This is a genomic window from Klebsiella sp. CN_Kp104 (genome assembly GCF_040064515.1).
GTDB lineage: Bacteria > Pseudomonadota > Gammaproteobacteria > Enterobacterales > Enterobacteriaceae > Klebsiella > Klebsiella aerogenes.
Genome location: NZ_JBEAII010000010.1, coordinates 23406 through 47991, shown reverse-complemented (window position 1 = coordinate 47991; position 24586 = coordinate 23406). Strand labels below are relative to the sequence as shown.

The 24586-nt window shown below is 55.4% G+C and carries 22 protein-coding genes and 3 pseudogenes; 11 read left to right on the top strand and 14 right to left on the bottom strand.

From position 1 onward, the window contains the following. The 3 genes and pseudogenes from ABLU80_RS12810 to ABLU80_RS12800 form a co-directional block, all read left to right on the top strand. Positions 1–482 (top strand): annotated as a pseudogene (locus ABLU80_RS12810) (filamentous hemagglutinin); the annotation flags it as partial. 244 nt (positions 483–726) lie between these two features. Then, a pseudogene (locus ABLU80_RS12805) lies at positions 727–2139 on the top strand (VENN motif pre-toxin domain-containing protein); the annotation flags it as partial. Then, positions 2139–2642, top strand: coding sequence for a contact-dependent growth inhibition system immunity protein (locus ABLU80_RS12800; protein ID WP_047080169.1), 504 nt, complete (start codon positions 2139–2141; stop codon positions 2640–2642). The pseudogene ABLU80_RS12805 and the gene ABLU80_RS12800, both read left to right, overlap by 1 nt. A gap of 128 nt (positions 2643–2770) precedes the next feature. Here ABLU80_RS12800 and ABLU80_RS12795 read toward each other — a convergent pair whose 3' ends face one another. Further along, positions 2771–2896 carry a hypothetical protein gene (locus ABLU80_RS12795; RefSeq protein WP_260842141.1) on the bottom strand — a complete coding sequence of 42 codons (126 nt, stop codon included), beginning with the start codon at positions 2894–2896 and terminating at the stop codon, positions 2771–2773. An 81-nt stretch (positions 2897–2977) separates the two neighbouring features. Between ABLU80_RS12795 and ABLU80_RS12790 the strand changes: the two are divergent. The 5 genes and pseudogenes from ABLU80_RS12790 to ABLU80_RS12770 all read left to right on the top strand — a co-directional run. Beyond that, positions 2978–4754, top strand: a pseudogene (locus ABLU80_RS12790) (VENN motif pre-toxin domain-containing protein); the annotation flags it as partial. Further along, complete coding sequence (cdiI, locus tag ABLU80_RS12785) at positions 4754–5104, top strand: ribonuclease toxin immunity protein CdiI (RefSeq protein ID WP_015704291.1); 351 nt, start codon at positions 4754–4756, stop codon at positions 5102–5104. The pseudogene ABLU80_RS12790 and the gene cdiI, both read left to right, overlap by 1 nt. 74 nt (positions 5105–5178) lie before the next feature. Further along, positions 5179–7098, top strand: a complete 1920-nt coding sequence (locus ABLU80_RS12780) for a VENN motif pre-toxin domain-containing protein (RefSeq protein ID WP_348850039.1) — start codon at positions 5179–5181, stop codon at positions 7096–7098. After that, positions 7095–7445: a hypothetical protein gene (locus tag ABLU80_RS12775; protein ID WP_348850037.1), complete on the top strand. Its 351-nt coding sequence runs from the start codon at positions 7095–7097 to the stop codon at positions 7443–7445. The genes ABLU80_RS12780 and ABLU80_RS12775 overlap by 4 nt, the downstream gene beginning before the upstream one ends. Positions 7446–7776: 331 nt before the next feature. Further along, positions 7777–8052, top strand: coding sequence for a hemagglutinin repeat-containing protein (locus tag ABLU80_RS12770; RefSeq protein WP_074167400.1), 276 nt, complete (start codon positions 7777–7779; stop codon positions 8050–8052). 182 nt (positions 8053–8234) lie between these two features. On the opposite strand, the gene ABLU80_RS12765 is transcribed toward ABLU80_RS12770, so the two are convergent. The 11 genes from ABLU80_RS12765 to ABLU80_RS12715 form a co-directional block, all read right to left on the bottom strand. Continuing rightward, on the bottom strand, positions 8235–8747 hold the full coding sequence (locus ABLU80_RS12765) for a 4-hydroxyphenylacetate 3-monooxygenase reductase subunit (RefSeq protein WP_002887467.1): 513 nt from the start codon (positions 8745–8747) through the stop codon (positions 8235–8237). Positions 8748–8766: 19 nt separating this feature from the next. After that, positions 8767–10329, bottom strand: coding sequence for a 4-hydroxyphenylacetate 3-monooxygenase, oxygenase component (hpaB, locus tag ABLU80_RS12760; RefSeq protein ID WP_002887473.1), 1563 nt, complete (start codon positions 10327–10329; stop codon positions 8767–8769). 225 nt (positions 10330–10554) lie between these two features. Next, positions 10555–11445: a 4-hydroxyphenylacetate catabolism regulatory protein HpaA gene (gene hpaA / locus ABLU80_RS12755; RefSeq protein WP_004182836.1), complete on the bottom strand. Its 891-nt coding sequence runs from the start codon at positions 11443–11445 to the stop codon at positions 10555–10557. Between the two features lie 9 nt (positions 11446–11454). After that, positions 11455–12813 (bottom strand): 4-hydroxyphenylacetate permease, encoded by a 1359-nt coding sequence (gene hpaX, locus ABLU80_RS12750; RefSeq protein WP_002887477.1) that lies wholly within the window; start codon positions 12811–12813, stop codon positions 11455–11457. Between the two features lie 21 nt (positions 12814–12834). Beyond that, complete coding sequence (hpaI, locus tag ABLU80_RS12745; RefSeq protein ID WP_076027627.1) at positions 12835–13632, bottom strand: 4-hydroxy-2-oxoheptanedioate aldolase; 798 nt, start codon at positions 13630–13632, stop codon at positions 12835–12837. 10 nt (positions 13633–13642) lie between these two features. Next, entirely contained in the window at positions 13643–14446 is an 804-nt protein-coding gene (gene hpaH, locus ABLU80_RS12740) for a 2-oxo-hept-4-ene-1,7-dioate hydratase (protein ID WP_021467849.1), read from the bottom strand. A gap of 108 nt (positions 14447–14554) precedes the next feature. Then, the gene (locus ABLU80_RS12735; protein ID WP_015368431.1) at positions 14555–14935 is read right to left on the bottom strand and encodes a 5-carboxymethyl-2-hydroxymuconate Delta-isomerase; all 381 of its coding nucleotides are present in this window, start codon (positions 14933–14935) and stop codon (positions 14555–14557) included. A 9-nt stretch (positions 14936–14944) separates the two neighbouring features. After that, complete coding sequence (hpaD, locus tag ABLU80_RS12730; RefSeq protein ID WP_009485358.1) at positions 14945–15802, bottom strand: 3,4-dihydroxyphenylacetate 2,3-dioxygenase; 858 nt, start codon at positions 15800–15802, stop codon at positions 14945–14947. 1 nt (position 15803) lies between these two features. Then, the gene (gene hpaE / locus ABLU80_RS12725; RefSeq protein WP_008807572.1) at positions 15804–17270 is read right to left on the bottom strand and encodes a 5-carboxymethyl-2-hydroxymuconate semialdehyde dehydrogenase; all 1467 of its coding nucleotides are present in this window, start codon (positions 17268–17270) and stop codon (positions 15804–15806) included. Continuing rightward, a complete protein-coding gene (locus tag ABLU80_RS12720; protein WP_047080162.1) occupies positions 17267–18031 on the bottom strand; it encodes a fumarylacetoacetate hydrolase family protein in 765 nt (254 codons plus the stop codon). Before ABLU80_RS12720 ends, hpaE begins: the two co-directional genes overlap by 4 nt. Continuing rightward, positions 18028–18660: a fumarylacetoacetate hydrolase family protein gene (locus tag ABLU80_RS12715; protein ID WP_015704295.1), complete on the bottom strand. Its 633-nt coding sequence runs from the start codon at positions 18658–18660 to the stop codon at positions 18028–18030. The genes ABLU80_RS12720 and ABLU80_RS12715 overlap by 4 nt, the downstream gene beginning before the upstream one ends. A gap of 287 nt (positions 18661–18947) precedes the next feature. Between ABLU80_RS12715 and hpaR the strand changes: the two genes are divergently transcribed. Next, positions 18948–19382 (top strand): homoprotocatechuate degradation operon regulator HpaR, encoded by a 435-nt coding sequence (gene hpaR, locus ABLU80_RS12710; protein WP_045411671.1) that lies wholly within the window; start codon positions 18948–18950, stop codon positions 19380–19382. A 102-nt stretch (positions 19383–19484) separates the two neighbouring features. On the opposite strand, the gene ABLU80_RS12705 is transcribed toward hpaR, so the two are convergent. After that, positions 19485–20846: an MFS transporter gene (locus ABLU80_RS12705; RefSeq protein ID WP_045411674.1), complete on the bottom strand. Its 1362-nt coding sequence runs from the start codon at positions 20844–20846 to the stop codon at positions 19485–19487. A gap of 180 nt (positions 20847–21026) precedes the next feature. Then, on the bottom strand, positions 21027–21941 hold the full coding sequence (locus ABLU80_RS12700) for a GntR family transcriptional regulator (protein WP_045411676.1): 915 nt from the start codon (positions 21939–21941) through the stop codon (positions 21027–21029). A 141-nt stretch (positions 21942–22082) separates the two neighbouring features. Here ABLU80_RS12700 and ABLU80_RS12695 point away from each other — a divergent pair, with 141 nt between their 5' ends. Next, a complete protein-coding gene (locus ABLU80_RS12695) occupies positions 22083–23105 on the top strand; it encodes a zinc-binding alcohol dehydrogenase family protein (protein ID WP_045411679.1) in 1023 nt (340 codons plus the stop codon). 11 nt (positions 23106–23116) lie between these two features. After that, a complete protein-coding gene (locus tag ABLU80_RS12690; RefSeq protein WP_045411682.1) occupies positions 23117–24562 on the top strand; it encodes a tagaturonate reductase in 1446 nt (481 codons plus the stop codon). Positions 24563–24586: the final 24 nt, after the last annotated feature.

The window sequence follows — 24586 nt, the reverse complement described above, 5'->3', positions numbered from 1 at the left end:
TCTATCTGCCGGGAGGAATGCAGATTACTGGCGCGATAGGCGGAACGGCAAATGCGGGAATTCAGTATCTTATTAATGGAGAAGTTAATCCAACGGACGTGCTCATTGCGACGTATGTTGGAGCTTTTACCAGAAATACAGGATTAAGGGGAACAATGAGCTGGAACGCGGCAGGTGGTGCAACATCCAGCTATCTGAAAGGGGATAATCCTTTTACAGGTGGCTTAATTAATGGTTTGGCCTCTGGGATGGGCTATGGTGCAGGTAAACTAGTTGAATTGCCGTTTGATAAAGTCCTTAATCCAATGAAGCCATGGAAAGACTGGATCTGGACAGATGTCGGGATGGGAATATCCAAACCGCTGCCGATTAATCCAGTACCTGGTATTGCTGGTAATGCCGCGGGTAGTGCGGTGACAGAGATCCTCAATGATCAAGCGGGTAAAACAGGTGTGAAATTACAAAAAGGGAACCAAAAATGAATAGAAAATCTTGGTTCTTTATTTTTTTCTATCTATTTTTTGCTTGCAATGTAGCAATGATCGTATTGTTTTTAATTATATACGTGCTCATTAGAGGTTACCTCTTATTGGTTTACCACATCCCATTTGAGCTGATTTGGAGTGATACATGGAAGTATACAAAAGCTGCATGTTTCACAGGGGCGTTGATAGCTACTGGTTGTTGGTGGATTTATTACCAAGGCTACAAGAAAAATCGTAATAGGTAGCGGGAGGCGATCCCCATCCGAGCGAGGAGCAAATCAGCGCGCAGGTGAGCCGGACGGCGACGGCGGACTACGATACGGGCGGAAAGTACCAGAAGGTGGCGCAGGCGGTAACGGCGGCGATGCAGGGGCTGGCGGGGGGCAACCTGGCGCAGGCGGCGAGCGGGGCAGTGAGTCCGTATGTGGCGGAAATCATTCACAGCCAGACGACGGACAGCGCGACGGGTAAGGTGAATGTGGAAGCCAATGCGATGGCGCATGCGGTGTGGGGAGCGATAGCGGCGGCATCGGGAAATAACAGCGCGCTGGCGGGAGCGGCAGGCGCGGTGAGCGGCGAGCTGCTGGGACGCTGGATAGCGGCGGAATATTATCCGGACGTTAAGACAGAAGAGCTGTCGGATGAGCAGAAGTCGACGATAAGCGCGCTGAGCACGCTGGCGGCGGGACTGATGGGGGGACTTAGCGGAGGCAGCAGCGCGGATGCGGTGGCGGGTGCGCAGGCCGGGAAGAACGCGGTGGAGAATAATTACCTGAGTACTTCTCAGGGATTGGAATTCGATAAAGAGATGCAGGATTGCCGGAAATCCGGTGGAGACTGCCAAGCGGTTGTCGACAAGTGGAAACAGGTCAGTGATGAGCAAAGCGCGCAGCTTGATAACAAACTGAAAGACAATCCGCTTGCCGCGCAAGTCGTGGATAAAGAGTTAGCCCTTGGCGGCATTGAAATGACAGAACGCCCGGCATGGTTAAACTACCTCCCCGGCGTAGATGTGATGTCTGATGAGCAGGTGAAAGCGTATGTTCAGTACTGGAATGCGCAAGATCTGGCAAAGATAGATACGAACAGCCCTGGCTGGACAAAATATGCGGCGTTTGTTTCCGATCCTGAAAATCAGGCGCTGATAGCTTCGGCTGGTATGCTGGCTAAAGATCTGACGCAAGCGGCAATTTCATTTATGGGCCGTAATACCGCAACGGTCAGCGTCAGTGCTGCTGAGATTGGGTTGAAGTGGGGACAAGGCAATATGAAGCAGGGGATGCCATGGGAGGATTATGTAGGGACGTCATTGCCAGCAGATGCGCGATTGCCAAAAAACTTCAAAACGTTTGATTACTATGATGGCACGACCAAAACGGCGGTGAGCGCCAAATCAATGGATACTCAGACGATGGCGAAACTGGCTAATCCTAACCAGGTTTACAGTTCGATTAAAGGGAATATTGATGCAGTGGCGAAATTTGAAAGATCCAGGCTTTCGGGTGAAACATTAACATCATCTATGATTTCTAATAGAGAAATTCAACTAGCTATTCCTGCTAATACGACCAAAGCTCAATGGACGGAAATTAACCGAGCTATTGAGTACGGTAAAAGCCAAGGTGTGGCAGTTAAGGTAACACAGGTGAAATGATGAAATTTAACAAAGATCAAGATTATTGGGCTAATGCCTTTATTACTAATGAATTTTTACTTATTGAAACTCAATCAGGGCTAGGGCGAGTTCGTACAGATCCTGAATTTTCACCTCATTTATTATCTCCTGATGCAGATGATCAGAGGATCGGTGAAACCATCTTACAAGCCTTGTCGGACAGCCGAACATTAACCGAACTTGCAGAACGCGTAGTGTTTTTTGACCTTGAGAAAGGCAAAGAACAATATGTAACTTGGATAGCCATGCTGATGGAAAGATACGGCTATAAAACCAAAAAATCGTTATTCAAGGATATGAAAAACTGCGGGATCCATTGTGTTAATGATGTTATCACCATTTCACCCACGCGCCATGAAAAGCTGGAAGCATGGGACGGTATGGGTCTTAAAAGTAGTGATAATGTCATATTATCTGTAGATAGCGCCCCGGCTGAAATCGGTGCTGGTCTCAGGCTGGCACTGAGTCGCTGTATTGGTTGATGTCCTGGCCAGATGCTCTGTGGTCGGGATCGTGCTATCAACCGTTACGCTTTCGAAAAATGTCTCCTGCCTCGTTTGATCACCAGCAGATCGTCGGTGTCGTGAAGCGCGTCGGAGAGGGTCTTCTGTTACTGGAGCATCTTTATCCGGTTGACACCTGCGACGCCCAGTGTTTCGGCGCAGCCGTACAACTCGCGGGTATTCTGAATGGTAATAATGACGCAGCCCGGCGTCACCCGGATCTGGATCGGCATCCTGTCAGTCAATCCAGACAGTAGAATTTGTAGCAGATGGTGGGATGTGGAATGTCCGAACCAAGATCCTGAGCCTGCTTTGTGGCAATGGACGTCGGGCGTAACCTGACGCTGAGCGGCGAGCAGGACAGCGATAACTACTATTCGAAGCAGCGTAGCGGTAGCGGGAGTGAGCACGAGCGGTAGCGTGGCAGGGCAGTTCCTCGGGAATGCGGCCAGCGGTCTGCTGATGGGGGCGAACGGCAGCGGCAGCGACAGTTCGCTGACGCGGGCGGCGGTGAGCGAGGGCAGTATCGTTATCCGCGACGGCGCGAATCAGCAGCAGGACGTGACGGGGTTAAGCCGGGATGCGGCGCATGCGAACCAGACGCTGAGTCCGATATTTGATAAGGAGAAAGAGCAGAACCGGCTGGCGACGGCGCAGAAGATAGGTGAAATCGGGCGCCAGGTGAGTGATGTGCTGGTGACGCAGGGCAAGCTGAACGCGCAGGCGGCGCAGAGCGACCCGGCGGCGCGGGCAGCGGCGCGGGCGAAGCTGGTAGCGGGAGGGAATGGCAGTCCGAGCGAGGAGCAAATCAGCGCGCAGGTGAGCCGGACGGCGACGGCGGACTACGATACGGGCGGAAAGTACCAGAAGGTGGCGCAGGCGGTAACGGCGGCGATGCAGGGGCTGGCGGGTGGCAACCTGACGCAGGCGGCGAGTGGCGCAGTGAGTCCGTATGTAGCGGAAATCATTCACAGCCAGACGACGGACAGCGCGACGGGTAAGGTGAATGTGGAAGCCAATGCGATGGCGCATGCGGTGTGGGGAGCGATAGCGGCGGCATCGGGAAATAACAGCGCGCTGGCGGGAGCGGCAGGCGCGGTGAGCGGCGAGCTGCTGGGACGCTGGATAGCGGCGGAATATTATCCGGACGTTAAGACAGAAGAGCTGTCGGATGAGCAGAAGTCGACGATAAGCGCGCTGAGCACGCTGGCGGCGGGACTGATGGGTGGGCTTAGCGGAGGCAGCAGCGCGGATGCGGTGGCGGGTGCGCAGGCCGGGAAGAACGCGGTGGAGAATAATGCTTTGAGTCCGATTGATTTCGGTAAAGGCATGGCTGACATGGGTTTATCCCAGCAGTCGCTCGGCGTTCATATGCTCCAGAATGGTGCCACACCAGAAGAACTCACGGCGGCGCTGATCAAGAACTCACAGGGACAGATACCGGACGGACAGAATGCAGCTAAAGGCCTGATGATTGCCTGGGCAGAATTCTTTGGGGTTCCGGTGAGTGCGTTGGCGGCGGATGGGGAAATGACGCCGCAACGAGCTGCGGAAATCTTGGCAAGTGGCGTGCCGACCAGTGAAGCGAAGTTAGTACAATATGTAGCAGCTAAGGCGTTTTTGGTTGTTGCGAAGAACACCTCTTATCCATCTGGAATTAGTTTTAAAATTGACCAACTGGAACATATGGGTTCTGTTGTAAAATACAATCAACAGAAAGGTATTACAGGTGGTCATAATGCTGATGCTTTCTATTCAACAGTAAGTGAGAAAAATGTGAAAATTGTCGGTGAAACTCAAAGCAGCGTGAAGGGTATTACTGAGGTTCAATATAAAATACCCGCTTACGATCGCGCCGGTAATATTACAGGTTATAAGGATAAAATATTTACCAAAACAATCTATGACCCTAAGATCTTTACTGACCAAAAAATGTTAGAATTGGGGCAGCAAGCTGCAAGTAGTGGTTACAAAGCAGCTATTGCATCTGGACAACGAGAATATACGGCAACCGCCGGCGGGATAAAATTCCAAGTTTATTTGGATAAAAAGACAGGAATGGTAGAAAATTTTCATCCGGTGACTAAATAATGAACGAATATATTTTTGAGAACATAGATTATGAAAACGATCCTGAATGGGTTGTTCGGGATTATTTTAATTCAATGTATCTACAGGGTAAATTCATATGGATGTTACCGTATCTTATAAATAAAATAGGCTGCGGTGTTAACGAAACATATTGTTCATTCCCTGATTTTGAAGACCCTGATCCAGAATGTCATTTTGAGGGCATAATGTTTGGGGTATGGGACGGAGAACTTATAGTTCCTGAATTTGTAGGCTTTAAATATGTCCGTCTGGCCTGTGAAAAGTATATTCAGTTACATCCTGAAGATACTGAAAAAGTAAATGAGTTGCTGGCTAAAATTCCAGCCTGAGTAAAGATCTCGGCTAGTGAGCCGGGATCGAGTTATCGGCGGTTATCCGCGACGGCGCGAATCAGCAGCAGGACGTGACGGGGTTAAGCCGGGATGCGGCGCATGCGAACCAGACGCTGAGTCCGATATTTGATAAGGAGAAAGAGCAGAACCGGCTGGCGACGGCGCAGAAGATAGGTGAAATCGGGCGCCAGGTGAGTGATGTGCTGGTGACGCAGGGCAAGCTGAACGCGCAGGCGGCGCAGAGCGACCCGGCGGCGCGGGCAGCGGCGCGGGCGAAGCTGGTAGCGGGAGGGAATGGCAGTCCGAGCGAGGAGCAAATCAGCGCGCAGGTGAGCCGGACGGCGACGGCGGACTACGATACGGGCGGAAAGTACCAGAAGGTGGCGCAGGCGGTAACGGCGGCGATGCAGGGGCTGGCGGGGGGCAACCTGGCGCAGGCGGCGAGCGGGGCAGTGAGTCCGTATGTGGCGGAAATCATTCACAGCCAGACGACGGACAGCGCGACGGGTAAGGTGAATGTGGAAGCCAATGCGATGGCGCATGCGGTGTGGGGAGCGATAGCGGCGGCATCGGGAAATAACAGCGCGCTGGCGGGAGCGGCAGGCGCGGTGAGCGGCGAGCTGCTGGGGCGCTGGATAGCGGCGGAATATTATCCGGATGTTAAGACAGAAGAGCTGTCGGATGAGCAGAAGTCGACGATAAGCGCGCTGAGCACGCTGGCGGCGGGACTGATGGGTGGGCTTAGCGGAGGCAGCAGCGCGGATGCGGTGGCGGGTGCGCAGGCCGGGAAGAACGCGGTGGAGAATAATGCTTTAGCCAATATCCACGAACGCAAACGTATTGAAGAGTTGGCAAATCAGGGGGTTGCTACCAAAGAAGATTTGAATGCCGCCGCCTGCGCGATCCTCCATTGCTCTGCCGGGTTTGCGGAGGGAACCGCTGAAAAAGCTTACTACGAAAACCTCGAAAAAACCGGCAGCCAGCCGGAATATGCCGCCCTTCGCGAGCAACTGGCAAATGAGAAATTTGTCGTCAGCTACAAGGATCCGTTAACCGGCGAAAACGTCACGATTTCTCTGTCGCTATTCAAATACACGAATGTCAGCGCTATTCTCGACGGCGCTACTTATGCCAACGGGGAGTATCAGTTGACCACCCGGGGCGCAGGACTGCTTCAGGCGGCTGGCGGGGCTGCTGAAATAATCGGTGGGGGAGTTAGTTGCGCGGGCGTTGTAACCTGTGCAGCTGGTGCAATTTTGGCTGCATCAGGTTTTGATAACTTACAGGCAGGATCCGAGGCATTAGCGTCTGGCAGATCGACCAAAACCGCAGGCGCTGAATTGCTGGAAACTTTGGGCGTTCCGGCTGAATATTCTGAAGTAGTATATGCTGGCGTAGGGCTAGGAGGGGCAACAACGCTAGTATTTAAATCTATCAAAACCGGGGAAGTGATGAATGTTGCAGTGTCTAAAGAAGGACAGGTTACAAGAGGTGCAACAGGAACATCAGTAGGAAATCTCGAGCCTGGAAATTCGGCGAGTACTAGCTTACCAAGAAATGGAGAGCGCCTTGTGATAAATCAGGGGAACTTGCCAACCTGTGGGCCAAACTCCTGCGCAATGGTTTTAGATACAGCGGGGATTAAAGTAGATGTAGGTCAATTAATTACTCAGTCAGGAGTTACAGATAAAGGTACAACAATGGCAAGGTTATCCAATGTGTTGAACCAAAATGGCTTATCAGCTCAACGAGTGACTGGAGTTAGCATGGAAAGTTTGGCTAAAGCCACTTCGAAAGGGGATCCCGCTATCGTTCGTATGTCCCTAAATAGAGGTGGCCATGCTGTTGTTGTCGATGGAATAACAATCAGAAATGGCCAACAAGTCGTTGCAATAAGAGATCCTGCATTGGGACGCCAATACTTTACCCCCATAGATGAATTTCGTCAGAAGTTCTCTGGTGAGGCTATTTTTACTAAGGTAATAAAATGAAGAATATAGATAGTTTATTAAGCGCATTTGGATTGTCATCATTTTCAATAGAAACCAAGGTCACGGTAAATGCAATTTTAATTATACGCGGGGGGGAGTGTTATTTAGTTCCTGGCAATACCGACTACGAAAGCCCTGACCGTATGGAGCTGTATTGTCCCAACCTTGAAACTTTACTGGATGAAGCTGTGGGTGGTTGGGTTGGTGGACCGGCAAGTTATTATGACAATGTCGTGATTACGGGTGTGATTAAAAAGGGTACAACTACAATAAATCCCATATCTATCAGCCAAATAGAGCAATTTAAAATTATTAGAGATGAAGAAACTTATGAGATCATAAACTGATTATTAATCTTGGTTTGAGCGGTCGGGATCGTACTATCAACCGTTACGCTTTCGAAAAATGTCTCCTGCCTCGTTTGATCACCGGCAGATCGCCGGTGTCGTGAAGCGCGTCGGAGAAGGTCTTCTGTTACTGGGGCATCTTTATCCGGTTTACACCTGCGACACCCAGTGCTGCGGCGCAGTCGTACAACTCGCGGGTGTTCTGGCGGTGATGATGATGCAGTCCGGTGTCACCCGGATCTGGATCGGCATCCTGTCAGTCAATCCAGACAGTAGAATTTGTAGCAGATGGTGGAATGTCCGAATCAGCCCCTGAGCCCGCTATGTGACAATGGACGTCGGGCGTAACCTGACGCTGACCAGCGAGCAGGACAGCGATAACTACGATTCGAAGCAGCGTAGCGGCAGCGTGGGGGCGAGCGGCAGCATGGGCGGCGGTTCGGGTTCTCTTAACCTGAGCCAGAGCAAAATGCACAGCACCTGGGCGTCGGTGGAGGCGCAGACAGGGATTTTTGCCGGTGAGGGTGGTTTTGATGTGAAGGTGGGCGGGCATACGCAGCTGAATGGCAGCGTGCTGGCGACCCGGCGGCGCGGGCGAAGCTGGTAGCGGGAGGGAATGGCAGCCCGAGCGAGGAGCAAATCAGCGCGCAGGTGAGCCGGACGGCGGACTACGATACGGGCGGAAAGTAGCAGAAGGCGGTGCGGCGCTGACACAGTTTGCCCAGCAGGAAGGCTAACGCGAATCGGTGTTGCCCCTCCCCGTTATCCGGGGAGAGGCAGGCGAGGCCATTACACCGCGACTTCCATTTCCATCATCACCGGGTGGAAACGGCGTTTAAAGTAAATCAGGCCGTGCCCTTGCGGGCTCAGGGTAATATTGCGGATCTCCACCAGATACACCAGGTGGGTACCAATGGTTTGCACCTGGCTAATCTCGCCTTCGAGGCTGGCCAGCGAACCCTTCAGTACCGGCTGTCCGAGCGCGCCCTGCTGCCAGCCGCTGAGGGCAAACCGTTCTTCCATCGTCACCCCGGTCATCCCGGCGAAATGACGGGCCATGATTTCCTGTTCGTGGTTCAGCACGTTGATGCACAACTTGCCGTTGCCCTGAAATACCGGGTTCATCGCGCTGTTGGCGTTGATACAAACCATCACCGATGGCGGCGTATCCGTCACCGAGCAAACCGCCGTGGCGGTAATGCCGCAGCGGCCGGCTTCACCTGCGGTGGTGACAACGTTAACCGCAGCCGACAGGCTGGCCATGGCATCGCGAAAACGCAGGCGTTGTTCATCTAATTGCATTATGACCTCCCGCTGTGAATTACTTCAGCAGCTTATCCAACATGTTGATATCAGCGTTATTGTGCAGATGCGGCACCGTCCAGCCGTTCTGGTCGTACTCGGACAGGCAGCGGTCGACCATCGCCATCATTTTGTCCATATTGCCGGAGCTCTGCGCCTGGCGCAGACACTGCAGGCGAATTTCATCCTGACTACCGGAGTAGTTGATCTCATACAGTTCATGGCGGCCGCCGAATTCGCTGCCGATGGCGTCCCACATCAGTTTGAGGATCTTGATACGTTCAACGTGATCCATACCGTTGGAGCCGCGCACGTACTTCGCCAGATACTGATCGATCTGCGGGTTGTTCAGATCGCGGGCGCTGGACGGCAGATAAATCAGGCCGCTGGTGACGTTACGCTCGATGATGTTCTTGATCTTGGCGTAGGCCATCGGCGCCATCACGCGATAGGTCTGCAGCGCGGCATGATCCGGCAGCCATGCGCCGTTGACCCACGGCGTCGCTTCCGAGCACATGGAATCGCTTAACGCCCAGAACATGTTGCGCCACGCCACCACTTCGCCAAGGTCGGCCTGTACGCCGCGGAATTCGAGGGTGCCGGTACATTCCAGAGAACGCTTCAGCAGGGCGGTGATAAAGTCGAGTTTTACCGCCAGGCGCACGCAGGCCTGCAGCGGGTACATGCGGGCGAAACCGCCTTCCATGGTCCAGCGGCGGCAGCGGTCAAAGTCGCGATAAATCAGTACGTTCTCCCATGGGATCAGCACCTTATCCATTACCAGAATCGCGTCGTTCTCGTCGAAACGGCTGGAAAGCGGATAGTCGTACGGCGATCCGGTCGCGCCGGCGACCATCTCATAGGAGGCGCGGGAGATAAGCTTGACGCCTTCGGCATCCATCGGCGCGACGAACATCAGCGCGAAGTCCGGGTTCTCGCCCATCACCTGTGCGGAGCCGAAGCCGATCATGTTGTAGTGGGTCAGCGCCGAGTTGGTGGCGACCACTTTCGCGCCGCTGACGATGATCCCGGCATCGGTCTCTTTTTCCAGCTTGATGTAGACATCCTTCACTTCATCAGCCGGCTTGTGGCGGTCGATCGGCGGGTTGACGATAGCGTGGTTAAAGTACAGGCCGGTTTCCTGAATGCGGGTGTACCAGTTGCGGGCGTTCTGCTCGAACTGGCCGTAAAACGCCGGGTTGGCGCCCAGCGCGCAGCCGAAGGCGGCTTTGTAGTCCGGGGTGCGGCCCATCCAGCCGTAGCTTAAGCGCGACCATTCGGCGATGGCGTCGCGCTGCTGGCGCAGATCGTCGGCGCTTTTCGCCACGCGGAAGAATTTGTGGGTGTAGCCGCCGCTACCGGTATCGGTGCCCCAGCACAGGGAATCCTGCATCTCCGGTTTGTGCAGCGCATCGTACAGCTGAGCGACGGAAGCCGCGGCATTACGGAAAGCCGGGTGCGTAGTGACATCCTTCACGCGCTCGCCGTAGATATAAATTTCGCGGCCATCCTGCAGGCTTTTTAAATACTCTTCGCCAGTTAACGGGCGTTTCGCGTCGGCGCGGAAATCTTCAGGTTTCATAGGGGCCTCTTCAGTATTTATCGGAATAATAATGTTAAATATATGTTTTGTTTTTGTTGTTTAATTGAAGCGGTTATTGTGCTTGTCGTGAAGGGACGTTTGCGACAACGGCGGGTACTTTTCAGGCGGGAGTGAATTTTGTGATCTCTGCAGCTTTTGGCGGGCGGCGCGGCGCTGACTCGCCCTACGGTCTGTAGCCCCGGCAAGCGCCGCGCCACCGGGGTATTACGACACCGGTACTTTTTGCGCCCGGTAACTGCTTGGCGAGCAGCCGACCTGGCGGCTAAAAAAGCGCGCAAAATAAGCGGGATCTTTAAACCCCAGCTGCCAGGCTATCTCATTGACCGCGCTATCGGAAAACAGCAGCAGCCGCTTAGCCTCGCGTAGCTGGCGGTCGAATATCAGCCGCTTCGGCGGGCGGTTGGCGAAGCGGCGGCAGATATCGGTCAACCGCGATTCGGTTAGATGCAGCTCGTTGGCGTAATCCGGTACCGTCCAGTGTTGATGGAAGTGGCTGTCGATCATCTGGTTAAAGCGCTGGAATAATTTCAGCTCGCCGCGCATGCCGCTGGCGGCATGATCGTCGAGCCTGGCGTTGCGCAGCAGCAGGGTAAATACCGCCTGCGCCAGCAGCGCCAGGGTATGCTCGCGCCCCGGTAACTGAGCGGTGGATTCACGGCGAATCAGCTGCCAGTAGTGCGCCAGCGCCGCCAGCTCGTCGGGTTTATCCGCCAGCGACAGGCAGATCCCCGGCAGACCGAAGGTCTCCCGCGTACCGGGATAAAGCACCTCCAGCAGCGGCCAGATGAGTTCTTCGTGCACCGTCAACACGTGACCATCGCTATCGGACTCGGTAATAAAGGCGTGCGGTACCGAGGGCGGTGTTATCACAAACAGCGGCGCCTGCACAGAATAGCGGTGGTCATCAAGCTGCAGCTCAATCTGTCCGGTATCAAGAAAGTGCATCTGAAAATAGCGGTCGTGGCGATGCGCCTGCATGTCGCGGCCAAAAAAGGCCGCCATGCGGGCAAACGACTGATAGTGCACCTCTTCGGTGCCCAGACTCTCGTCGTAATCTTTATTGATGTCGATGTTGGCGATTGAATGCTGGCACATACCCGCTCCTTAGTGGCCTTTTTGCGCCGCTAAGCCCGGCGCGGCGGCGGCGTCCTCGCGCTGGCTCATCGGAATGCGGGTGAGCACCAGCGCGCCGACGATCAGCAGCCCGGCGACAAACCACAGCCCGGAGCTAAAGCTGCCGGTGGTATCGCGCAAAATGCCGATCAACAGCGGGCTGACGGCAGAGCCGACGTTGCCGATGGCGTTGATCACCGCCAGCGCCACCGCGCGCGATTGCAGGCTGATCACCCGATCCGGGGTGGTCCAGAAAATGGCCATCGCGGTAAAGGATCCCACCGAAGCCATAATAATGCCGATCAGTTGGATCAGGCTGTGGTGCGTTGCCGAAGCCAGCAGCCAACCCGCCGCGGCGAACAGGTAGGGCAGGATGGTATGCATCTTGCGCTCTTTGCGCCGGTCGGATCGGCGGCTCCACCAGATCATGCCGAAAATGGTGCAGAACTGCGGGATCGCCGCCAGCAGGCCAATCATAATGTTGCTACTGCCGGTGTTGAAGCTCTGCAGGATCTGCGGCGTCCAGATATTAATGGCGCTGAGGGTATTGGTCAGGCAGAAGTAGGCGAGGGTATACATCAGCACCGCTGGCGTCAGTACTTCGCGCAGCGTGGAACGCGGCGAAGCCGGGACGATCGCCGCATGTTCCCGTTCGCGATCGATCATCGCCTTCAGCGCCTGTTTCTCTTCGTTGTCCAGCCAGTTGGCTTTATCCGGCGTGTCGTTGAGGAAGAACCAGGTGACGACGCCGAGCACCACCGACGGCAGGCCTTCCAGCAGAAATAGCCACTGCCAGCCTTTCAGGTTCCACAGGCCGTCGAGCGCCAGGATATAGCCGGAAAGTATCGAGCCGAGCATCATGGTCACCGGCATGGCGATCATAAACAGGGCGTTGGCGCGGGCGCGATGGTAGGCCGGGAACCACCAGGTCAGATAGACGAGGATCCCCGGCAGAAAACCGGCTTCGGCGATGCCGACCAGCATGCGCAGGATGTACAGCGTATGCGGGCTGGTGGCGAACATGGTGCAGGTCGAGGCGATCCCCCAGACCACCATGATCCCGGCGATCCAGCGGCGCGCGCCAACTTTCGCCAGCATGATATTGCTGGGGATCCCGCACAGCACGTAGGTGACGTAGAACAGCGTCGCCGCCAGGCCGAACATGGTGGAGGTCAGGCCGAGATCTTTACCCATCGTCAGGCCGGCAAAGCCGATATTAATGCGATCCAAAAATGAGAAAACAAAGAGAACAAACAGGAAGGTGATCAGGCGGCGGAACAGCTTTTTGATCACCCGGTTTTCTACTTCAACGGCTTTATTATCATTGTGTTGCAGGGTAGAGGTAGTCATGTTGCGCTCCACATTATCCGTTCAATAGACGGATTTATTGTTATCGGTTGTGGTGGTTGCGGTGTGGGTAAAACGGGCCGCCAGCGCTTCTGCGCCGCGGGCCAGCAGGGTGGTATCGACGCCGACGGCGACGAACAGCGCGCCCAGTTCGAGATAGCGTTTCGCCAGCTGTTCATTGGCCATCAGGATCCCCGGCGCCTTTCCGGCCTGGCGGATTTGCTGGATGGTATCTTCAATGGCGGCCTGCACTTCCGGGTGTTGTGGGTTGCCGCCGTGGCCCATATCAGCGCTGAGATCCGCCGGGCCGATAAACACGCCATCCACCCCTTCGACATCGAGGATCTGCGGCAGATTTTTCAGCGCTTCGCGGGTCTCAATCTGCACCAGTACGCACATGGCGTCATTGGCCCGGTGGATATAATCCGGGACGCGATTCCAGCGCGAGGCGCGGGCCAGCGCGCTGCCGACGCCGCGAATGCCGGCAGGCGGGTAGCGGGTGGCTCTGACCGCCAGCCGCGCTTCTTCGGCGTTCTGCACCATCGGCACCAGCAGGGTTTGCGCGCCGACGTCCAGCAGTTGTTTAATTTGTACCGGATCGTTCCACGACGGACGCACCACCGGCTGGCTGGGGTAGGGCGCAATGGCCTGAAGCTGGGTCAGCACCGTTTGTACATTGTTGGGCGCGTGTTCGCCGTCGATCAGCAGCCAGTCGAAGCCCGCGCCGGCCAGCAGTTCGGCGCTGTAGCTGCTGCACAGCCCAAGCCACAGGCCGATTTGCGGACGCCCGGCCTTGAGCGCCTCTTTAAATGCGTTGTTCATGTTGCTCTCCTCAAACAAAGCGGCAGCTGATGGCGCCCATGTTGCCGTAGTCGACGTGGAAGGTATCGCCCTTGTGCGCCGGGACCGGACGGGTGAAGGAGCCGCCGAGGATAATCTGCCCGGCTTCGAGCTGGACATCGTACGGCGCCAGTTTGTTGGCCAGCCAGGCCACGCCGTTGGCCGGATGATTGAGTACGCCCGCGGCGACGCCGGTCTCTTCAATCACGCCGTTGCGATACAGCAGGGCGGAGATCCAGCGCAGGTCGAGCTCGTCTGGTTTAATCGGCCGGCCACCGAGGATCACCCCGGCGTTGGCGGCGTTATCGGAGATAGTGTCGAACACTTTGCGCGGACGCTGGGTTTCCGGGTCGATGTTGTGGCAACGCGCGTCGATAAGCTCCAGCGCCGGGATAACGTAGTCGGTGGCGTTGTAGACATCAAACAGCGTGCAGTTCGGGCCGCGCAGCGGTTTGGCCAGCACGAAGGCCAGCTCGACTTCGATACGCGGCACGATAAAGCGGTCGGTGGGAATATCGCTGCCGTCGTGAAAGAACATATCGTCGAGCAGCGCGCCGTAGTCCGGCTCGCTGATCTGCGAACTGGCCTGCATCGCTTTAGAGGTCAGGCCGATCTTGTGGCCTTTGAGCACGCGGCCTTCGGCGATCTTCATCTCGACCCACTCGCGCTGGACGGCGTAGGCGTCCTCAATGGTGATCGACGGATAATCCAGCGAGATCGCGCGGATCTGTTCACGCTGTTTTTCGGCCTGGTTCAGCCGCTGGGCAATCAGGGTACGGGTCTGTTTATCGAGCATAGAGATTCCTGTGGCATTGCATTGCCGGATGGCGCTTTGCTTATCCGGCCTACAAATTCATGGCCGTTGTAGGCCCGGTAAGCGCAGCGCCACCGGGCAATTTGCACATTATTTAAATAACGCGTGCACGTTGTTCTGTTTGTAGTTCAGCGTCGGGTCGAGTTCTTCCATGGCGAACGACAGCGCCAGATAGCGGCTCTCCATCAGCGCGGCAAAGTGGGCTTTGATCAGCGCGAAAAGCATTTCGCCCACCTCCTGACGGCTCTCAAGGCTGCGTCCGGCGCCGATCTTCAGGGTCATATGCACGAAGGCGTAATCATGCTTGCCGTCGGCCATCTGCCAGGTATCGAGCCAGTGGGCGCGGCTACGAATGCCGCCAATCGGAAAGATACCGGTGGCGGCCAGCGCCTCGTTGACTTTAGCGAACAGCCCCGGTAAATCGGCCTGTTCGCGGATATTGTCGCTACACTCGGCGATAAAATGCGGCATACGGCCTCCTTACGCCTGCGCCGGCAGCGGGAACACGGCGTTAACCTGGCCGGTACCGGAACTGGCGAATAGCTCGGTGATAAACTCCACCTTGCCGTCGTATTTATCCCAACCCAGCAGACCGAGCAGCATCACCGTGTCGTGCATGTTGCCTTCGCCGTAGCAGTAGTCGGCGTACTCCGGCAGCATGGTGCAGAACTCTTTGAATTTGCCCTCGCGCCACAGCTTCACCACGCGCTCATCCATCTGATGATCAAACTCGCGGGTATAGCTGTTCATCCCCTCTTCGGCGCGCTGGTCGTCGATAAAGCGATGCGACAGCGAACCGCTGGCCAGCACCGCTACGGTGCCGTCATATTTGTCGATGGCCTTGAGGATGGCCTCGCCCAGCTTGCGGCTGTCGGCAAAATCGTGAACGGTACAGAAGGCGGAAATGGACACCACTTTGAAATGCTTATCGCTATTCATGTAGCGCATCGGCACCAGGGTGCCGTACTCCAGCTTCAGGCTCGGAATATTGTGCGCTTTGGCGCGTACGCCAAGCTTGACGGCCTCGTCGGCAATCAGGTGGCCCAGCTCCGGGTTGCCGTCGTAGTCGTAGGTCATGTCGCGAATAAAATGCGGCAATTCGTTACTGGTGTAGACGCCCTGAAAATGGTCGGCACAGTTGATGTGGTAGGCGCTGTTGACCAGCCAGTGGGTATCGAACACGATGATGGTATCAACGCCCATTTCACGGCAGCGCTTGCCAATTTCTTTATGCCCGTCGATAGCGCCCTGACGGCAGCCGTGGTTTTTCCCCGGCAGCTCAGACAGATACATCGACGGCACGTGAGTGATTTTTGCTGCTAACGCTAACTTACCCATATCAGACTCCCCATTTCGGGATCGGATGGTCGCCCATCGAGATGCAGACGTTTTTCATTTCGGCGAACACTTCAAAGCTGTATTCGCCGCCTTCGCGGCCGGTGCCGGAGGCCTTCACGCCGCCGAACGGCTGGCGCAGGTCGCGCACGTTCTGGGTGTTGACGAACACCATCCCGGCTTCAATACCGCGCGCCAGACGCAACACTTTGCTGACGTCCTGGGTCCAGATATACGACGCCAGGCCGTATTCCACATCGTTCGCCAGGCGCAGCCCTTCCGCTTCGTCTTTGAACGGCAGCAGGCAGGCGACCGGGCCAAAAATCTCTTCCTGGGCGACGCGCATGCGGTTGTCGACATCCGCCAGCACCGTCGGGCGCAGGAAGTTGCCGGCTTTCAGATGCGCCGGCAGGTCGGACGGTTTATCCGCGCCGCCGGCCAGCAGGGTGGCGCCCTCTTCAATGCCGAGGCGAATGTAGCCGGACACTTTCTCCCAGTGCTGCTTGCTAATCAGCGCGCCGACCTGGGTATTCGGATCGGTCGGATCGCCCACGCGCAGGCGGTTGGCGCGCTCGGCGAAGCGTTTGACGAACTCCGGATAAATACTCTGCTGAATGAAAATGCGCGAACCGGCGGTGCAGCGTTCGCCGTTGATCGAGAAAATGGTGAACAGCGCGGCGTCGAGCGCGCGCTCGATATCGGCGTCTTCAAAAATCAGCACCGGCGATTTTCCGCCAAGCTCCATGGAGTACTTTTTCAGGCCGGCGTTTTTCATGATGTTGCGCCCGGTGGCGGTGCCGCCGGTGAAGGAGACGGCGCGCACATCATGATGGCGTACCAGCGCGTCGCCAGCGGTGGCGCCATAGCCCTGCACCACGTTGAGCACGCCAGCCGGGATCCCGGCCTCCAGCGCCAGCTCGCCCAGACGATCGGCGGTCAGCGGCGACAGCTCGGACATTTTCAGCACCGCGGTATTCCCCAGCGCCAGGCACGGCGCCACCTTCCAGGTGGCGGTCATAAACGGCACGTTCCACGGCGACACCAGCGCGCAGACGCCAACCGGCTGCACGAGGGTGTAGTTGAGCATCTTGTCATCGACCGGATAGGTCTTGCCGTTCATCTGCTGGCACACTTCGGCGAAAAATTCGAAGTTATGCGACGCCCGCGGGATCAGCACGTTTTTGGTCTGGTGGATAGGCAGGCCGGTATCGGCGGTTTCCATCGCTGCGATCTCCGGGACGTTCTGATCGATCAGATCCCCCAGGCGGCGCATCAGGCGCGCGCGCTCTTTCATCGGCAGGTTAGCCCACTTCGGGAAGGCCTCTTTCGCCGCCGCTACCGCCTGGTTGATTTCGGCTTCGCCGCCGGAGGCGACTTCAGCCAGTACCTCGCCGGTGGCCGGGTTGGTGGTATGAAAATAGTCTGCGCCGGCAACGTTTTTACCGTTGATCCAATGGTTAATCTTTTTCATGACAGTGTCTCCTCATACGCTTGCTGGCTGATGATATGGTTGACCAGGCGGCCCACGCCCTCGACTTCAACGATCACCTCGTCGCCCGGCACCACATCGGATAGCCCTTTCGGCGTGCCGGTGGCGATCATGTCGCCCGGTTGCAGGGTCATAAATTCGCTTAAATAAGCGATGAGGAACGGGATGCTGAAGATCAGATCGGCGGTGGTGCCCTGCTGGCGCAGTTCGCCGTTGACCCAGGTGCACAGGGCCAGATTATGCGGATCCGGGATCGCCTCTTTGGCGACGATCCACGGGCCAATCGGCGTCAGGGTATCGCGGCTTTTCACCCGCAGGTTCGGGCGGTAGTAGTTTTCCAGATAGTCGCGGATCGCGTAGTCGTTGCACACGGTATAGCCAGCGACATAATCCATGGCCTCGGCTTCGCTGACGCGGCGCGCGGTTTTCCCGATCACTACCACCAGTTCGGCTTCGTAGTGCATGTATTCGACGTTATCCGGGCGTACCGACTGCTGCTGGTGGCCAATAAAGGTGTTTGGCGCTTTGATGAACACCAAAGGCTCGGTTGGCGGTTTAAACTCCAGCTCGCTGGCGTGGTCGGCGTAATTCAGCCCCAGCGCGAACAGCGTGCCGTCGGCGGGCGGCAGCCAGCGGAATTCGCCTTCTTTCAATACCGTACCATCGTGCAGGCGCACCTGGTCGCGTTCATCGACCAGCACGTCGCGTACCTGTCCTTGCCATTCAATGCGTGCCTGTTTCATGCCAGCTCTCCTTCTGCGACAACCGGGTTTTCGAGCGCCGGGAAACCGTCGGCGAGAATACGTACGCGGTCGCCGGGGCGCAGCGTGACGCGAGAGTGGGGCGTGCCGATAAGGATCGCGTCGCCGGGATTGAGGGTGGCGAACTCGCTTAAGGCGCTAAGCAGCTGCGCGGCGTTACGCTGCAGATCGCCGGTATGCCAGCTATCCGCCTCGCGGCCGTTGATTTCGGTGATGATGGTCAGGTTATCGACGTTGCGCACCGCCGACAGCGCGCCGATGGGGCAGAAGCCATCGCGGCATTTGGCTTTAATCGCCGGGCGATAAAAACTCTCTTCCGGCAGGCTAACGTCGTTAGCCAGCGCGTAGCCGGCGATATAGTGCGCCGCCTCTTCCGCCGCCACTTTACGCGCGGTTTTGCCGACAATCAGCGCCACCGTCGCGCCGCTTTGTACGGTCTCGCCCTGCGGATGGGGAATGGCTTCGCCATCGCCAATCACGGTATTGCGGGGTTTGATGAACCAGACCGCGGTTTTCGGCGGCGTCTTGTAGGGGGCCTGTTGAAACGCTTCGCGCCAGGCGTCGAGCTGGCTGCGATGATTGAGCGCAACGGCGAAGATGGTACCTTTCATTCACCACTCCTCTGGTACTGATTATCGATTCGAAGGGATTTCATTAATATGTTAATGATCATCTTTTATTCTTTGCGCGCAGGTTTGGCAAATAGAAGTGAATGTTTTGTGATCGGATTAACACAATATTTACATATTTTTTATTTATTTTTTATTTATCATATGGATACATTTATTTTTAATGACGGCTGGTACTTTTCAGGTGCAGAAACCGGTTGTACATGGCAGGATTAGGGCTAATTATTAAATTGTTAATAAGTTTTGGTGAGCGTTGTTGAGGGGATACCATGCATGATTCATTAACCATTGCGCTGCTGCAGGCGCGGGAAGCGGCGATGGCCCATTTCCGGCCGATCGTTAAACGCCACAACCTGACCGAACAGCAGTGGCGTATTGTGCGTATCCTTGCGGAAAACCCATCGATGGATTTCCACGACCTGGCCTGGCGCGCCTGCATTTTGCGCCCCAGCCTGACCGGGATTCTGACGCGCATGGAGCGCGACGGTTTAGTGCTGCGCTTAAAACCGGTCAACGATCAGCGCAAGCTCTACCTGTCGCTGACGCCCGCCGGGCTGGCGCTGTATGAGAGCGCCCAGGCGCAGGTGGAAGAGGCCTACCGGCAGATAGAAGCGCAGTTTACGGCGGAGAAGATGCGTCAGTTGACCACGCTGCTGGAGGAGTTTATTGCGCTGGGTAATGGCGCGGGGGAAGAGGAGTCATAAGAAATTCCAGAGGAAGAACAATGTCCGGGCTGGTGTGCCATTGGCTTTAAAGCGGCTGGAGATGGGGGGGGTCATGCCCTGCCATCGGCAGGGCTATAAGGTTTAGCTGTTACGCGGATCGCTAATCGGCTGGCGAACCAAGAAAACGTAGGCCAGCGCGCCGAGGGCGGTCACGCAACCACAGATAATCAGCGCCAGCTGGAATGAGTGGGTGGTATCGACGATAAATCCGGTCACCACCGGTGCGAAGGACGCGCAGATAAAGCTGGCGAAGTTCTGGATGCTGCCGACGGAAGCGGTCATCCTTGATGCCACTGCAACGTGGATTAACCCCCAGCAGGAAGTGCCGGCAAAGTGGATGCAGAACAGCGCCATACCGATTAATAGCACCGCAGCTATTGATGTTGTGGCCTGTGGTACCACGAGCGTAAACGCGGCGGAGCAGAACATTCCGGCAATAATGCAAATTTTGCGGCTTTTAATTGGCGCCATACCCCCTTTGACCAGCCAGTCGGTGACGTAGCCGTTGATGAGCATCCCGGCGGCACCGAACAGGAACGGGATGGCGGCCATAAAACCGGTGCTTTTCAGATCGAGGTTATACGCTGTTTGCAGATAGCCCGGCAGCCAGGCCAGATACAGCCACGCGGTATAGTTGATGCCGCTGAAGCCGAGCATCATTCCCCACATGGTCTTGTTTTTGAACAGGCTGCGCCATTCGGCAAAGCTTAGCGGGTCACGACGAACGTTGACGCTTCCGGCGTTAAGGTAGGCCTGCTCTTCGGCAGTGAGATCGATATCCTCCCGGTTGCGATAGAGCATATACCAGCCGATAGCAACGAAAATCCCCAGCACGCCGATAGTGATAAACATCCCGCGCCAGCCCATCATTAGCATCATCGCGGCCAAAATCGGTGGGCTGATGGCGACGCCAATGGTTGAGGCGGCGTTAAAAAAACCCATCGGACGTCCGCGCTCTTTAATATTAAACCAGTCGTTGATCACCTTTACACCGCAAGGATTCATCGGCGCTTCGCCGATCCCCATGCCGATACGCACCAGTACGAACTGGGTAAAATTGTGAACCATTCCCGAGACCGCCTGAAACAGCGACCAGAAAAACATGCCAAGCCCCAGCATGATGCGTGGACCTTTGCGATCCAGCAGCGGCCCACAGGGAAGCTGCGCGATACCGTAGGCCAGAGAGAAAACAGACAGCAGTGCGCCGATTTCGGTGGCGCTGAGCCCTAACTCTTCACGGATGGTTAAATTAGCGACGGATAAGGAGCTTCTATCGAGGTAGTTAATGACTGCTGCCAGAAATAGCAGAATCATTGCCGTTGTCTGAATTTTTTTAATCCGAGTACTACGTTGTAATGTATTATCTAACGGAACTGAAATCGTCTCCGCTTTCCCTTTTTCAAAGGTTGTCTGCGGGTCGATGGTTATATTTCTTTGTTCCACGCCTGACTCCTGGCTATTCTATTTGAACGACAAGTGACATCGAATGGTTTAAACACCACCCACATTTTTCACAGTAAAGTAAGTCGACTTGTTTTCAGCATAAATAACCTTTTTGGGGCCTGGCGGATTACGTTTTTAGATTTGTGCTTCTGATTGTCATTTTCTGTTTTTAATCGGTACTTAATAAAGCGGGGACTCATTCTGCTTAAGGGAATTAATCATTGATTGCTTCGCGGAGTTCAGGTGGTTACGCAGCGCCAGGTTGGCGTCCAGGTCGCTACGGCAGATAAGCGCGCTCAGAATGGTCATATGTTCGTCAATGGCGATGATATTGCGTTGTTTAAGATCGCTTTCATCCCACTGATAGTGAAAGTGGAAGATAACGGAAATAATCTCAAGTGATTGATTAAAAAATATATTATCGGCAGCGGAAAGTAATAACGTATGAAAATCACGATCAAGCTGCGAGAACATACGAAAACTGTCGCCGATGCTGTCTCTTAGGGCGCGATGGCGCTCAAGCAGGGTTTTCGCCTGCAGCCAGCGGGCGTCGTTGTCCGGCAGGTTGAGAAAGTGCTGGAGCGCATGGGTTTCCAGCATCTCCCGTAGTTCGAACAGCTGTTCAGCCCAGGATTGCTCAAACTTTTTCATGTTCCACTGGCCGCGCTTCTCACTTTCAATCAGGTTATAGCGGCTGAATTTCAATAAAAACTCTCTGACCACCACCGGGCTGACGCCCGCGGCACGCGCCAGCTGTAGCTCGGAAAACTTTTCTCCGGCGCGCAGCTGGCGCTGGTTGATCATAGTGAAAAATGCCTGCTCGAAGATACGGTTCTGTTCAGCCAGTGAGGCGCTGGAACCATCGAAGCCGTCCCGCACTTCGGGCAAACGGAGGATCTGGTAATCCTGATTGACCCGACTCAGTACACCGCGTTCGCATAAGTGGCCGAGGATGTGGCGCACGGTGGTGCGGCTGATGTTGTACATCTCTGCCAGCGCGCTTTGCGAGGGCAGCGGCGAGGGAATAAAGCCGCGCGCCATATCGTTAATGACCTGATTAATCACGTTATGGCGAAGGTTTTGTGAACGGCTCATAGTGTATTTCTCTTCCTTTTTGAATATTAAAACCGGATTTAAAACAGTTTTGTGCGCGGAGTTTCACATTTTTCGCAATGACTTTATCCTGAATTGTATTTTTCATCGATATCTAAGCCAACCAATAAGGAGGCAATAATTATGACGTCGATGAATACTTTAGTGTGTCAGGAACCAAAAAAACTTACCTGGGAAATACGTCAGATCCCTATTCCTGACGACGATGAAGTTCTGATTAAAATAAAAGCGGTGGGGATTTGTGGAACGGATATTCATGCATGGGGCGGTAATCAACCCTTTTTTAGCTACCCGCGAGTGCTCGGTCATGAAATATGCGGTGAGATAATTGGCCTGGGTAAAAATATTCATAACCTGAAAAGCGGTCAGCAGGTCGCCGTCATTCCTTACGTAGCGTGTCGTCAGTGTCCGGCCTGTCTGAGTGGGCGGACAAACTGCTGCGAGAAGATTTCCGTGATTGGCGTACATCGCGATGGCGGATTTAGCGAATATCTCAGCGTTCCGGTAAAAAATCTGCTGGTGGTGGATGATGTTGACCCTGAGGCCGTAGCGCTGATTGAGCCGTTCGCCATTAGCGCCCACGCGGTGCGGCGCGCGGCTATTCAGCCAGCAGATCAGGTGCTGGTGGTTGGCGCGGGACCGATTGGACTGGGGGCAGCGGCAATCGCTAAAGCTGACGGGGCGCAAGTGGTGGTGGCTGATACCAGCCCGGCTCGACGCGATCATGTGGCGCAGCACCTTGGCCTGACCACTCTCGACCCCTCCGATCCGCAGTTTACCGACCAGTTGTGTGAAACGTTTGGCGGCTCTCTGGCGCAGAAAGTGATCGACGCGACGGGGAATCAGCATGCCATGAATAACACCGTAAATTTAATTCGCCACGGCGGCAGCATTGTTTTTGTCGGCCTGTTTAAAGGCGAACTGCAGTTCTCGGATCCAGAGTTTCATAAGAAAGAGACGACCATGATGGGTAGCCGCAACGCAACGGAAGAGGATTTTGCCAAAGTTGGGCGGCTGATGGCCGAGGGGAAAGTGACTGCCAGGATGATGCTGACCCACCGTTACGATTTCAGGTCATTGGCTGAAATCTACGAAAGCGAAGTCATTAACAATCGCCAGCTTATCAAAGGCGTCATTCATTTTTAGCAGGAAAGGCTATGAAATCGTTAAACAGGAAAGATTTTCCCGGGCCGCAGTACCCGACGCGCGTGCTTCAGTTTGGTGAGGGCAATTTCTTGCGGGCGTTTATTGACTGGCAGCTAGATTTGTTAAATGAGAAAACCGATCTGGCGGCAGGCGTGACCATTATTCGCCCGATCAACACCGAGTTCCCGCCGTCGTTAAATACTCAGGACGGGCTCTATACCACGGTGATTCGCGGGTTGGATGAGAGCGGCGAGGCGGTGAGCGAAACGCGGATCGTCCGTTGCGTGAATAATGAGATCAATCCCTGGCAGGATTTTGCCGCTTATCTCGCGCTGGCCCGTAATCCGGATATTGAGTTTGTATTTTCGAATACTACCGAAGCAGGCATTAGCTATCATGCCGGAGACCGGCCCGATGATATGCCGCCGGTGAGCTTTCCGGCGAAGCTGGCTCAGCTCCTGCTTGAACGGTTCCGCTATTTTGATGGCGCAGCGGATAAAGGCTGGACGATTATTCCCTGCGAGCTGATTGACTATAACGGCGAGGCGCTGAAGGCGCTGGTGCTGCGTTATGCCGAAGAGTGGCGGCTGCCCGCGGCATTTAGCGATTGGGTTAAAACAGCCAATACCTTCTGTTCCACGCTAGTCGATCGCATCGTGACGGGCTATCCGCGCGATGAGGCGCAAAAGCTGGAAGCGGAGCTGGGGTATCACGATGCGTTTCTTGATACTGCCGAGTACTTCTGGTTGTTCGTCATCCAGGGGCCGCAAACGCTGGCGAAGAAACTGCGGCTCGATCGTTGCCCGCTTAATATACGTATCGTCGACGATATTCGGCCTTATAAAGAGCGCAAAGTCGCCATTCTCAATGGCGCGCACACTGCGCTGGTCCCCGTGGCGTGGTTGTGCGGCGTGGATACCGTTGGTGAAGCGATGCAGGACGAAGTCATTCGCCATTATGTGCAGCAAACCATTAGCGAAGAGATTATTCCTGCGCTTGATTTACCTGTCGACGAGTTACGGCAGTTTGCGGATGCGGTCACCGGGCGCTTTCTTAATCCGTATATCCGTCATCAGTTGCTGTCTATCGCCCTGAATGGGATGACCAAATTCCGTACCCGGATCCTGCCGCAGCTGCTGACGAATATTCGCCAGCATGGCGCGATTCCGCCGCGGCTAACGTTCGCTCTGGCGGCGCTTATCGCCTTCTATCGCGGCCAGCGCGAGGGGCAGATGTATCCGCTACAGGATGATGAAGTCTGGTTAACCCGCTTTGCCAAAGGATGGGCCCAGGTGGCGAACGGTCACCCACTGCATGAACTCGTTGTGGAGGTTTTGCAGGATGAAGCGCACTGGGGGGAAGATCTGCTGGCGATTCCCGGACTGAGCGAACAGGTTACACGATATCTGGAGGTAATTCTGACCGTTGGGATGCGCGAAGCCCTGAGGCGGCTATAGCCGGTTTGTTGTGCGGCGTCCGCG